Source organism: Mesorhizobium australicum, assembly GCF_900177325.1.
In the GTDB taxonomy this organism is placed as follows: Bacteria; Pseudomonadota; Alphaproteobacteria; order Rhizobiales; family Rhizobiaceae; genus Mesorhizobium_A; species Mesorhizobium_A australicum_A.
The window spans coordinates 4776837-4788547 of the sequence record NZ_FXBL01000004.1; the positions used below are offsets into that span (position 1 = coordinate 4776837).

Annotated in this window: 14 protein-coding genes and 1 riboswitch; of the genes, 10 read left to right on the forward strand and 4 right to left on the reverse strand. The window is 65.7% G+C overall.

Annotation, left to right across the window (positions count from 1 at the left end):
* Positions 1–55: 55 nt before the first annotated feature.
* From B9Z03_RS25960 to B9Z03_RS25985, 6 genes are all read left to right on the forward strand, one after another.
* Positions 56–247, forward strand: coding sequence for a twin transmembrane helix small protein (locus B9Z03_RS25960; RefSeq protein WP_085466871.1), 192 nt, complete (start codon positions 56–58; stop codon positions 245–247).
* Between the two features lie 19 nt (positions 248–266).
* Positions 267–848, forward strand: a complete 582-nt coding sequence (locus B9Z03_RS25965; protein ID WP_085466872.1) for a cob(I)yrinic acid a,c-diamide adenosyltransferase — start codon at positions 267–269, stop codon at positions 846–848.
* Between the two features lie 25 nt (positions 849–873).
* A complete protein-coding gene (locus B9Z03_RS25970) occupies positions 874–1641 on the forward strand; it encodes a rhomboid family intramembrane serine protease (RefSeq protein WP_085466873.1) in 768 nt (255 codons plus the stop codon).
* Between the two features lie 265 nt (positions 1642–1906).
* Positions 1907–2653: an electron transfer flavoprotein subunit beta/FixA family protein gene (locus B9Z03_RS25975; protein ID WP_085466874.1), complete on the forward strand. Its 747-nt coding sequence runs from the start codon at positions 1907–1909 to the stop codon at positions 2651–2653.
* 24 nt (positions 2654–2677) lie between these two features.
* Positions 2678–3607: an electron transfer flavoprotein subunit alpha/FixB family protein gene (locus B9Z03_RS25980; RefSeq protein WP_085466875.1), complete on the forward strand. Its 930-nt coding sequence runs from the start codon at positions 2678–2680 to the stop codon at positions 3605–3607.
* Between the two features lie 121 nt (positions 3608–3728).
* On the forward strand, positions 3729–4607 hold the full coding sequence (locus B9Z03_RS25985; protein WP_085466876.1) for a 3-hydroxybutyryl-CoA dehydrogenase: 879 nt from the start codon (positions 3729–3731) through the stop codon (positions 4605–4607).
* A 5-nt stretch (positions 4608–4612) separates the two neighbouring features.
* Here the strand turns inward: B9Z03_RS25985 and gloB are convergent, their stop codons facing one another.
* Positions 4613–5380, reverse strand: coding sequence for a hydroxyacylglutathione hydrolase (gene gloB / locus B9Z03_RS25990; RefSeq protein WP_085466877.1), 768 nt, complete (start codon positions 5378–5380; stop codon positions 4613–4615).
* Positions 5381–5481: 101 nt separating this feature from the next.
* Between gloB and B9Z03_RS25995 the strand changes: the two genes are divergently transcribed.
* On the forward strand, positions 5482–6228 hold the full coding sequence (locus tag B9Z03_RS25995; protein ID WP_085466878.1) for a class I SAM-dependent methyltransferase: 747 nt from the start codon (positions 5482–5484) through the stop codon (positions 6226–6228).
* A gap of 42 nt (positions 6229–6270) precedes the next feature.
* Positions 6271–6471, forward strand: a complete 201-nt coding sequence (locus B9Z03_RS26000) for a hypothetical protein (protein ID WP_085466879.1) — start codon at positions 6271–6273, stop codon at positions 6469–6471.
* Between the two features lie 56 nt (positions 6472–6527).
* Here the strand turns inward: B9Z03_RS26000 and metA are convergent, their stop codons facing one another.
* Positions 6528–7466 (reverse strand): homoserine O-acetyltransferase MetA, encoded by a 939-nt coding sequence (gene metA / locus B9Z03_RS26005; protein ID WP_085466880.1) that lies wholly within the window; start codon positions 7464–7466, stop codon positions 6528–6530.
* A gap of 45 nt (positions 7467–7511) precedes the next feature.
* A riboswitch (SAM riboswitch) is annotated at positions 7512–7589 on the reverse strand.
* 72 nt (positions 7590–7661) lie between these two features.
* Positions 7662–9014 (reverse strand): MFS transporter, encoded by a 1353-nt coding sequence (locus B9Z03_RS26010; RefSeq protein WP_085466881.1) that lies wholly within the window; start codon positions 9012–9014, stop codon positions 7662–7664.
* 283 nt (positions 9015–9297) lie between these two features.
* Between B9Z03_RS26010 and B9Z03_RS26015 the strand changes: the two genes are divergently transcribed.
* Both B9Z03_RS26015 and B9Z03_RS26020 read left to right on the forward strand, forming a co-directional pair.
* A complete protein-coding gene (locus B9Z03_RS26015; RefSeq protein WP_176247645.1) occupies positions 9298–10668 on the forward strand; it encodes a S8 family peptidase in 1371 nt (456 codons plus the stop codon).
* 38 nt (positions 10669–10706) lie between these two features.
* On the forward strand, positions 10707–10985 hold the full coding sequence (locus tag B9Z03_RS26020) for a hypothetical protein (protein WP_085466883.1): 279 nt from the start codon (positions 10707–10709) through the stop codon (positions 10983–10985).
* On the opposite strand, the gene B9Z03_RS26025 is transcribed toward B9Z03_RS26020, so the two are convergent.
* Positions 10961–11710 carry a copper chaperone gene (locus tag B9Z03_RS26025; RefSeq protein ID WP_085466884.1) on the reverse strand — a complete coding sequence of 250 codons (750 nt, stop codon included), beginning with the start codon at positions 11708–11710 and terminating at the stop codon, positions 10961–10963. The two genes, B9Z03_RS26020 and B9Z03_RS26025, sit on opposite strands and share 25 nt — an antisense overlap.
* Between the last annotated feature and the right edge of the window lies 1 nt (position 11711).

Consider the following 11711-nt stretch of genomic DNA (forward strand, 5'->3'; position numbering starts at 1 on the left):
CCGCGGCAAGCGCCATGCGACGTGCGCCGGCGCGTGCCGGCAAGAGGAAAGAGCGATGTCCACGGTCTTCAACATCTTCGCGATCGTCGCCATGGTCGCGGTCGTCATCGTGCTTCTGCGCGGGCTCTGGAACATGATGAAGGGCGGTGACGCGAACACGTCCAACAAGCTGATGCAGGCGCGTGTCTTCCTCCAGTTCGTCGCGCTGTGCCTGGTGCTGCTCGCGGTCTACTTCACGCGCAAATGAGCGGCTTCCCGGGGGGATCATGGTCAAGCTGAACAAGATCTACACGCGCACCGGCGACGACGGCACCACGGGATTGGCTGCCGGCGGCAGGCGGCTCAAGCACGACCGGCGCGTCGAGGCCTACGGCACCGTGGACGAGGCGAACTCGACGATCGGAATGGCGCGGCTGTACACCGCCGAACAACATTCCGAGATCGACGCCATGCTGTTCCGGATGCAGAACGATCTCTTCGACCTTGGCGCCGACCTCGCCACGCCCGAGACGGGAAAGCCGCTCGGCTACGAGCCGCTGCGCATCGTGGCGGCGCAGGTGGTGCGCGTCGAGACCGACATCGATTCGCTCAACACACGCCTCCAGCCGCTCCGCTCCTTCGTGCTGCCGGGCGGTTCGCCGGCTTCCGCGCATCTCCACCTCGCTCGCACGGTCGTGCGCCGAGCCGAGCGGATCGCCGTCGAGCTCGCCCGTATGCCAGGCGAAAGCGTCAATCCGGAGGTCGTGAAATATCTCAACCGCGCCTCGGATTTCCTGTTCGTCGCCGCCCGCGTGGTCAATGACAACGGCGCGGCCGACGTGTTATGGGTGCCCGGACAGAACCGGTGACGGTGGGGCCGTGGGGGCGCTCTGAATGTTCATTCCGCTGCACGACGCCAACAGCCTGAAACACATCAAGATGCAGTATGTGACGATCGGGCTGATCGTCGCCAATGTCGTCGTCTGGCTGATGACCACCTTCTCCAGCGAGAATTTCGCGCAGGCGGCGGCGATCGGGCTGGGCTACATCCCCTCGACGATCTACGACCTCGCCGAGCGCGGTCCGGGCCAGATCCTCGTGCCGGACGTCTTCACCTACGTCACCTATGCATTCCTGCACGGCGACTTCATGCATCTCGCCGGCAACATGCTGTTCCTGTGGGTGTTCGGCGACAATGTCGAGGACGCGCTCGGCCATGTCCGTTTCCTGATCTTCTACCTGCTCTGCGCCATCGCCGGCGCCTGGCTGCACGGCATCGTCGACGTGAATTCGCAGGTGCCGCTGATCGGCGCCTCCGGCGCGATCGCGGGCGTGGTCTCGGCCTATCTCCTGCTGCATCCGCGGGTGAAGGTCTGGGTGCTGGTGCTGATGCGCCTGCCGCTGCGCATCCCCGCCTGGATCCCGATCGTGCTCTGGATCGCCTTCCAGTTCGTCATGTTCGCCGCCGCGGGCGAGGAGCAGGTCTCCTGGGCCGCGCATATCGGCGGCATCATCGCAGGCGCGGTGCTGGTCGTCTTCATGCGGCGCAAGGGCGTGCCGCTCTTCGACAAGGACATCGTCACGCCGCGCGGAGCCGAAGTTACCCTGCCGCCCCCGGCCACTGCGCCGGTTTCCCCAAGCGGGCCCTGGGGCCGGCAGTAGCATTCTTGTCAGCCGACCCCGGCAGATCCGTCGTGGCCATGCCAACTCCCTTGCTGCCCTATGTGTTGGCGGCGCCGACACAGCCGTTTCGCGGCTGTCGTTTGCTTATTGACGCGACTGGCCCCCACGACTAGAGCAACAAGCGTTTTTCGGGTCTTTGAGGCCTGATGTCCGTTTTCTAGTGCCGCCACGTCGGCAATTGGCCAACCGGCAAGCCATCTGCGTGATAGCAGCGCCGGACACGCATCAGAGAGGAAATCGACGCATGAAAGTACTTGTGCCTGTGAAGCGGGTTGTGGACGCGAATGTGAAGATCCGCGTCAAGGGCGACGGCTCGGGCGTCGAGCTCGCCAACGTGAAGATGGCGATGAATCCGTTCGACGAAATCAGCGTCGAGGAAGCGATCCGCCTGAAGGAAGCCGGCAAGGTCGAAGAGATCGTGGTCGTGTCGGTCGGCCCGGCACAGGCACAGGAGACGATCCGCACGGCGCTCGCGATGGGTGCTGACCGCGGCATTCTGGTCAAGGTCGACGAGACTGTGGAGCCCCTGTCCGTGGCCAAGATCCTCAAGGGCATCGCGGATGCCGAGAAGCCGGAACTGATCATCCTCGGCAAGCAGGCCATCGACGACGACGCCAACCAGACCGGACAGATGCTGGCCGCACTGCTTGGCTGGTCGCAGGCGACGTTCGCCTCGAAGGTCGAGCTTGCCGATGGCAAGGCCAAGGTGACGCGCGAGGTCGACGGCGGCCTGCAGGTGATCGAGGTGAAGCTGCCGGCGATCGTGACGACGGATCTGCGCCTCAACCAGCCGCGCTACGCCTCGCTGCCGAACATCATGAAGGCGAAGAAGAAGCCGCTGGACGAAAAGACGGCCGGCGACTTCGGCGTCGAAGTGAAGGCGCGGCTGAAAGTGCTGAAAACGGAGGAGCCGGGCGGCCGCAAGGCGGGCGTGAAGGTCAAGACCGTCCAGGAACTCGTGTCGGCCCTCAAGGGCGCCGGCGTCATCTGAGGCGATCAGGAAAGGATCAGAACAATGGCAATTCTCCTCGTCGCCGAACACGACAACGCTTCGCTGTCGGACCAGACCTCGAAGGCCCTCTCCGCCGCGCTGAAGATCGGCTCGGACGTGCACATCCTCGTCGCCGGCAAGGGCGCCAAGGCAGCCGCCGATGCGGCCTCCAAGCTTAAGGGCGCAACCAAGGTGCTGCTTGCCGAGAGCGATGCGCTGGCCGAACGCCTTGCCGAGCCGGTCGCGGCCACCGTTGTCGCGCTCGCGGGCGGCTACGACACGATCATCGCGCCGGCGACCACCATGGGCAAGAACGTCATGCCGCGCGTCGCTGCGCTGCTCGACGTGATGCAGATCTCCGAGATCATCGAGGTGGTCTCGGCCGACACGTTCAAGCGTCCGATCTACGCCGGCAATGCGATCCAGACGGTGCAGTCGTCTGATCCGAAGAAGGTGATCACCGTGCGCACCGCCTCGTTCCAGGCGGCAGGCGACGGCGGCTCGGCCCCGGTCGAGAGCGTCAACGCGGCGGCCGATCCGGGCCTCTCCTCCTTCGTCGAGAACCGGCTGTCGGAAAGCGACCGTCCGGAGCTGACCTCGGCCAAGATCATCATCTCGGGTGGCCGCGCGCTGGGCTCCTCGGAGAAGTTCCAGGAGGTCATCCTGCCGGTGGCCGACAAGCTGGGTGCGGCCGTCGGCGCAAGCCGAGCCGCGGTCGACGCGGGCTATGCGCCGAACGACTGGCAGGTCGGTCAGACCGGTAAGGTGGTCGCGCCGCAGCTCTACATCGCGGTCGGCATCTCCGGCGCGATCCAGCACCTCGCCGGCATGAAGGACTCGAAGGTCATCGTCGCGATCAACAAGGACGAGGAGGCCCCGATCTTCCAGGTCGCCGACTACGGCCTCGTCGGCGATCTCTTCACCATCCTGCCGGAACTCGAAAAGGCGCTTTGACAGCCGGCCTGCAAAGGTATGAAATCTCTGGGGCGGGGTAGACGAAGTCTCCCCGCCCTTTTAGTTTGCACTGCACAAAGACCCGGGGCACTCGGGTCCGGGTGGAGACAGGGCGAGGAACATGGGCAAGATCGGAACCGTCGGCATCATCGGCGCCGGGCAGATGGGCGGCGGCATCGCCCATGTCGCGGCACTCGCCGGCTACGACGTCCTCCTCTACGACATCTCCAAGGACCGCATCGAGAAAGGCATCGCCACCGTCAGCGGCAATATGGCTCGCCAGGTCGCCTCGGGGAAAATGCCTGAACAGACCCGAAACGCCGCTGTTGGCCGCATCCGGCCGGCCGAGACGATGCAGGATCTCGCCGGCGCCGACCTCGTGATCGAGGCGGCGACCGAGGACGAGACGGTCAAGCGCAAGATCTTCCAGCAGCTCTGCCCGGTGCTGAACCCGGAGGCGCTGCTTGCCACCAACACCTCCTCGATCTCGATCACCCGCATGGCGGCGAGCACGGACCGGCCGGAGCGTTTCATCGGCATCCACTTCATGAACCCGGTGCCGGTGATGAAACTGGTGGAGCTGGTGCGCGGCATCGCCACCGTCGACCAGACCTTCGAGGCGGCGAAGGCCTTTGTCCATTCTCTCGACAAGACGATTACGGTGGCCGAGGACTTCCCGGCCTTCATCGTCAACCGCATCCTGCTGCCGATGATCAATGAGGCAATCTATGTGCTCTATGAGGGCGTGGGCACGGTCGAGGGCATCGACACGGCAATGAAGCTCGGCGCCAACCATCCGATGGGACCGCTGCAGCTCGCCGACTTCATCGGCCTCGACACCTGCCTGTCGATCATGCAGGTGCTGCACGACGGCCTGTCCGACACAAAATACCGCCCTTGCCCGCTTCTGGTGAAATATGTCGAGGCTGGCTGGCTCGGGCGCAAGGCCGGCCGCGGCTTCTACGACTATCGCGGCGAGACGCCCGTTCCGACGCGGTAGGCATCCTAGAACACGTCCTTCCGCTTCCTGACTTCGGCGAAGACCGCCTCGTCGGAGGCCGTTTCCATGCCCAGGTTCCTGCGGATTACCGGGTCGTGCCAGCGCAGGAACGGGTTGGTCGACATCTCGGCCATCAGCGTCGTCGGCAGCGTCGGCTTGTCGGCGGCGCGCAGCGCCTCGATCTCCTTCGCGCGCTCCTTCAGCGCTGAGTTGGTCGGGTCGATCGACAGCGCGAAGCGGGCGTTGGACAGGGTGTATTCGTGGCCGCAATAGACGACTGTCTCAAGCGGCAGTTCGGCGAGCTTTTTCAGCGACCGATACATGTCGGCCGGCCCGCGCTCGAACAGACGGCCGCAGCCGAGTGCGAAAAGAGTATCGCCGGCAAAGAGCAACCCGTCCTTCGGCAGGTGATAGCAGACGTGGCCGGCCGTGTGTCCGGGCGTCTCGATGACGCGGACCGGATGGCCGGAGAAGTCGAAGCTCTCGCCATCGACCACCGTCCTGTCGATCCCGGGGATCTTCGCGGCCTCCGCCTTCGGCCCGATGATCGTCAGGCCGAAGCGCTCCTTCAGCGCGAGATTGGCCTCGACATGGTCGGGGTGGTGGTGCGTGGTGAGGATGACAGTCGGCCGCCAGCCGGTGCGCTCAATCGCCTCGAGGATCGGCCGCTCCTCGGGCGCGTCGATCACTGCGGTCTGCCCGGTCGAGGCGTCGTGCAGCAGGACACCGAAGTTATCGCTTCGGCACATGAATTGTTCGACCATCAGGGGCATGAGCAGCTTCTCCGGGAGATGGCCGGAAGATAGGGCGGCCACCGGCCGATGTCATCCCGCGTTCCTTGAACAATCACCGACACACGGGTACCGTCCAGACCATGCATGCCGACATCGTCGATCTTCGCGCCTTCTATTCGTCCCTGCTCGGCAGGCTGGCGGAGAAGTCGATCGCGGCCGCGATGGAGCCCGTGTGGGCTGCGGTCCCCAACGAGCGGCTGGTTGGCCTCGGCTATGCGCTGCCCTGGCTGGAACGGTTCGGGAGCGACGCCGAGCGCGTCTTCGCCTTCATGCCGGCGACGCAAGGGGCCGTGAACTGGCCGCCGCAGGGGCCGTCCGCCACCGCTCTCGTGTTCGACGAGGAACTGCCGCTGCCCGACTCCTCGATCGACCGTATCCTGATGGTCCATGCGCTCGAGCATTCCGAGGACCCGCACGAGACGCTGAAGGAAATGTGGCGGGTGCTGGCCCCGAACGGACGCCTGGTCGTCGTCGTGCCGAACCGCCGCGGCGTCTGGGCCCGCCTCGAACACACGCCCTTCGGCACCGGCCGGCCCTATTCGCGCGGCCAGCTCATCAAGACGCTGCGCGAATCGAACTTCACCCCCGGTCTCTTCTCGGAGGCGCTGTTCTTTCCGCCGAGTCATCGCAGGGCGGTCCTGCGCCTGCATCACTATCTCGAGCGGGCCGGGCGGCGCTTCTGGCCGATGTTTTCCGGCGTGATTGTCGTCGAGGCGCAGAAGCGGCTCTATCAGGGAATTCCCGTCAGCCGGCGCGCCTCGCGCCGCGTTTTCGTGCCCGTTCTCAGTCCGCAGGGCGCCGGACGCAGCTCGTTAACCGATCGGTAACCATGTTGTCGCAGCATTCCCCCGGGCAAATCGGGGAATAGCATGCAGATCACCCGCTTCGACGACCGGCGCGTCATTGGCGCCATCATCGCGCAGCTTTCGGAGCTGGGCTGGGAGCTCGACGACCTCGACATGCATCTGAGCCTTCACGGTCCAGTCGATCTCGACCTGCTGCAGGAATGCATCCGGGAGGCCAACGAGGCCCGGACGGACGCACCTCTGCCCCTCGCCCAAGCCGCCTGACCGCATCAAATCCTGCAATCGGCTTCCGCGCAACGGACGTCACGCGGAAGCAGAGGTTAAGCTGTGACGAGCCTCGGGCGCTGGCCGATCTTGTCCAGATCGAACGAGGTCGTCTGGTAGACCTGGTTGATCCAATTACCGAACAGTAGATGGGCATGCGAGCGCCAGCGGTTGAGCGGTGGCCTGCTAGGATCGTCGTCCGGATAGTATTCGTGCGGTATCGCGATCGGCGTGCCCGCGGCGACGTCGCGATCGTATTCTTCCTTCAGCGACGTCGAGTCGTATTCGATGTGGTTGAACATGTAGAGCCGGTTGCCCGTCCGTTCGGCGACAAGGCATGGGCCGGTCGCATCCGATTCCATCAGCAGCTCCAGGCTCGGCGCGGCGGAGACGTCGACGGCCTTCACCTCTGTCCAGCGCGAGACCGGAATGGCAAAATCGTCCGAGAAGCCGGCGAGATAGGGCGACGCCGGGGCATTGTTGGTGTGCCTGAAGACCCCGAAGGCCTTCTTGTCCAGCGGATATTTCGGGACGCGATGGAAGTGCCAGGCGGCCGCCATGGCGCCCCAGCAGATGAAGAAGGACGAGTGCACATTCGACTTCGTCCAGTCGAGAATGCGGGTCAGCTCGTTCCAGTAGGACACCTGTTCGAACGGCAGCAGCTCGATGGGCGCTCCGGTGATGATGAAGCCATCGAACTTGCGCTCCGCGACCTCTTCCCAGGTCTGGTAGAAGGAGATCAGGTGTTCTTCGGACGTGTTCCGAGCCTTGTGGCCGCCGATGCGCACGAGCGACAGTTCGACCTGCAGCGGGGACGCCCCGATCAGGCGCGCAAACTGCGTTTCGGTGCGGATCTTGTTGGGCATCAGGTTCAGGAGCCCGATCTGCAACGGACGGATGTCCTGGCGCAGCGCGGTCCGCTCGTCCATCACGGACACGCCCTCGCGCACGAGGACTTCCCGGGCAGGAAGCTGATCGGGTATCTTGATCGGCATCGCAAACTCCAAACAAAAACCGGCCTGCGGGTCGCGCAAAGCCGGTTGCAATCTGCGACGGCCCTTTAGCGACTTGTTTAACGTGGCTGCAAGCCGACCGGCCAAATCACCACGGGTTCACGCACCACATAGTCCCGCCCGGAGCGGGCGTCAATGGGACGGCGAACCGGCACAGCCGGCCCGCCGCATCCCATGTCATGCATCGATGTCGACGTTGCTCGTCTCCTTGCCGACCAGCAGAGCGCTCAGGGTGATGAGCGCCATGACCGACAGGTAGACGCCCACCCAGAAGGGGCTGCCTCCGCCCACGCTCCAGAGCGCCACCGCCACGAAGGGAGCGACTGCGGCGCCGAGGATCGAGGAGACGTTGTAGGACACGCCCGAGCCCGTATAGCGCACATTGGCCGGGAAGAGCTCCGGCAGCAGCGCGCCCATCGGGCCGAACGTCATGCCCATCAGCGTGAAGCCAAGGATCAGCCAGGCCAGCACGCCGGGTGTGCCGAGCGAGAGAAGCGGCACCCAGCACAGGCCGAACAGGGCGATGCCCGTCGTCACCCAGATGAGCGTCTTGCGGCGGCCCCAGCGGTCGGCCCAGGGGCCGGACACCAGCGTGAAGATGCCGAAGAAGACCACGCCAACGATCATCATCAGCACGAAGGTCCGGTAGTCGTAGCCGAGGCCCGGCACCGCCGCCGTGGTGGCCGCGCGGCCGTAGCTGAGCGAAAAGGTCGTCATCAGGTAGAACAGCACGTAGGTCGCCAGCATGTAGAGCGTGCCCAGGATAAGCTCCTTCCAATGGTCGCGGAACGCGGCAGCCAGCGGCAGCTTCTGCACCTTGCCCTTCTTGACCGTGTTCTCGAAGGCCGAGCTCTCGACGAGGTTGAGCCGCACCCAAAGGCCGACGGCGACCATGACGATCGAGAACAGGAAGGGGATGCGCCAGCCCCAGTTCAGAAAGGCTTCGGAAGGCCGCGAGGGGTCGTCCGACGGCATCAGCGCGGCGATGACCAGGAACAGCCCGTTGGCGATAATGAAGCCGATCGGCGCGCCGAGCTGCGGGAACGTGCCGAACACCGCCCGCTTGCCGGCCGGCGCATTCTCGGTCGCCACGAGCGCCGCGCCGCTCCACTCGCCGCCGAGCGCGAAGCCCTGTGCCAGGCGCATGATCACCAGCAGCGCCGTGGCGAGCCAGCCCGCGGTTTCGTAGGTCGGCAGCGCACCGATCAGGAAGGTCGCGATGCCCATGGTGAGCAGCGCACCGACGAGCGTGATCTTGCGGCCGCGCCGGTCGCCGAGATGACCGAAGAAGATCGCCCCGAGCGGGCGCGCCACCATGGCGGCGCCGAACACCGCGAAGGAGGCAAGCAGCGCGGTCGTCTCATTGCCCGCCGGGAAGAAAAGGTGCGGGAATACGAGCACTGCCGCGGTGGCGTAGACGTAGAAATCGTAGAACTCGATCGTCGTGCCGACCAGGCTTGCGAGAATGACGCGCGAGCGCGGATTGGCTGGCGCTGCGTGTCCGGCGTTGGCCGTCGCGATGGTCGACATGGATATGCTCCTTGGAAGGCCGGCAGAATCTGGCCTGGGCGCCGGTTGCGCTCCGCTGCTGCCGCACGTTTTGGTCCGGGATTGCGGCTGCGCTATCAAAACGATGGTGTCTCTTGAAGGTCCGATCGTGCATAGCCGCCATGCGTCACCGCCGGGTTGGGGCCGGCGGACGTGGGGAGAGCGGCGCTCCGGCAAAGATTTGCCGCGAAAGTGAAGTCCGACACGCTCAACTTTCGCATCTGGTTGTATGTTCCGCGAATACAACTTGGTGGGGAGGAAGGGGATGGCACGCAGATATGGGGCCAGACGGCGTTATGTCGTCCTGCCGGGCGCGGGAGTAACAAGCGAGACGATGCAGTCCTCGGTGGCAGGCATGCGTGCGGGCATCGTCAAGGTCGCCGCGGACAATATCGGCCGCTACGGGCATTTCAGCGCCAACACCATGGTGGCGGCCGCCCGCTCGGCCAGCGACGAGCTCGGCGAGGCAGTCGGCAGCAGCGACTTCGAAGTCGTGTCGCAGCGATTTCCCGACGGCCCTGCCGTGGTCGCGATGACGCATGCGGGCAGGCTCGCGCTGGAGGCGGCCAATCCCGACCTTCGCGTGCTGCCGATTACCAAATACTACCTGCCAGGCCGCAAGCCGCAGCGTGCCACGGCGCGCACGGCCGGCGCCATGCCGAGCGGCATCAGCGCGGTCGACGCCGCCGGTACTGTCTTTTCCGCCGACGCCAAGCAGTACTTCCTGGCGGGAGAGGTCAACGGGCACCAGAACGGCAAGGACGTGACCGTCGGCGTCGTCGACACCGGCGTCGACAATGCCCATCCGGCACTGGCAAAGAGTGTCGGGCTGCTGCGCTGCCTCATCGCCGGGGCGGATCCGACATCTGGGCGTCCGGTCGACTGGGGATCTGACTGGACCGAGGAGGCTGGCCACGGAACCCATGTCGCCGGCATCATCGCAGCCGAGGCAGGCCACGGCGGCCCGGCGGGCGTTGCGCCGGAAGCACGCGTCATCTCCTATCGCGTGTTTCCCGACACGGGTGGCGCGCCGAAGGGAGCGGAAAATCCGGAGATCATCGATTCCATCCGCGCGGCGATCGACGACGGATGCGACATCGTCAATCTCAGCATCGAGGGGCCGAAACTTCGGGAGGACGGTGTCCGCAACGCGATCAACGACGCATGGGTGCACGGGGTGGTCTGCGTCGCCGCAGCCGGCAATGGCTTCGGCCTTCCCGTCAGCTACCCGGCCGCACAGCCGCACTGCGTGGCGGTGACGGCGATCGGGCGCGACGGTGCCTTTCCGGCCGTCCCCGCCTTCACCGTCCATGTCTCGAACCAGCGCTCCGCGGTGGACCCGGCGATCTTCCTCGCCTCCTTCTCCAACTACGGCCCCCAGGTGCAGTTCACCGCGCCGGGCCATGCCATCGTCTCGACATTCCCGAACGGCGGCTGGTGGATCATGTCCGGCACCTCGATGGCGGCGCCGTTCGTCAGCGGCATCCTCGCCCGCTTCCTGTCGGGCAACCCGAACATCATGGCCATGGAACGAAACCAGTTGCGCAGCGCCGCGATGGTGCAGATGCTGATCGCACGCGCCAAGGTGCTGCGGCTGCCCCAGGCCGCACAGGAGGGCTACGGATTGCCGGCCTGACGGGCCGCTCCTATATTCAGGCGCGCAGGAGGCATCCCATGGGCGAGTTTCGGACAAGGCTGGTACTGCTGGAGGACTATGCGCGCCGCGCCCCCAACCAGACGAGCCCCGACACCGAAGACCTGAAGAAGCAGCTCGCCTCGCTGCCGGAACTCGGCGAGGTCGAACTCGCGCCCAACACCCAATCGACCGTCATCGCCACCGTGCCGATGAACAGTCCGCGCGACCGCGAAAAGGTGAAGGCGCTCATCAACCGGAAGGTTGACGGTTGGCAGGTAATCGAGGAGTCGACCTACAACCTGCCCAAGACCTTCTGACGCGGCAGAAGCGCGCGAAGCGTCTCAAAGGCCGGCGGGACCTGCCATCGCGGGGACCCCGCCGGGAGAACTCTCTCGCAGAACAATACGAGGGCAACCACCGCCATCGCGGCCACGTGACCGCCTGCGACGGTGAACGGCACCAGCATCCAGGGCCAGCACGTCATCACGCACGCGGAGCCGGTGCGCAGGCCGTGGGAGAGGCATTCCCGGTTGGCCCGCGAACCGAACGCGCTGATCCGGTGCCGCCGGTGGCAGAGGTTGCGTGCCACCTGTGCTGCCGGCGACGCACTCCAGAGAACAGCAAGCACGAGGGATACTGGCAAGGCGACCGAACCCGGCAGGACGAGCAGCATCGCCACAACGGCTGGAACGAGGATGACGGCGGCTGCAAGCCACGCCAGCACATAGCCGGCCCCGAACAGGGCCAGTGCGCGGGACCGACGCCTCGCGATGCTCGAGCGCCAGACGTTGTCCACGGGATCGGCGATCAGCAGCGGCATCATCGCCGCCACCATCAGAGTCCACTCGGCCAGGACTGGCCAGATGGACCAGCCCGGCCCGAGCGCGAGCGGCAGTTCGGACAACGGAACCCGCCCGAGCGCGCCGCAGAGCGCGGACAGGCCGTCCTGCCGCTGCAGGAGCGCGGAAGCCGCGAAGCCCGACGCCGCCACGACGGCCAGTCCGCGCAGCGGCGGCGATGCGGTCGACAGGAACGAGAACACC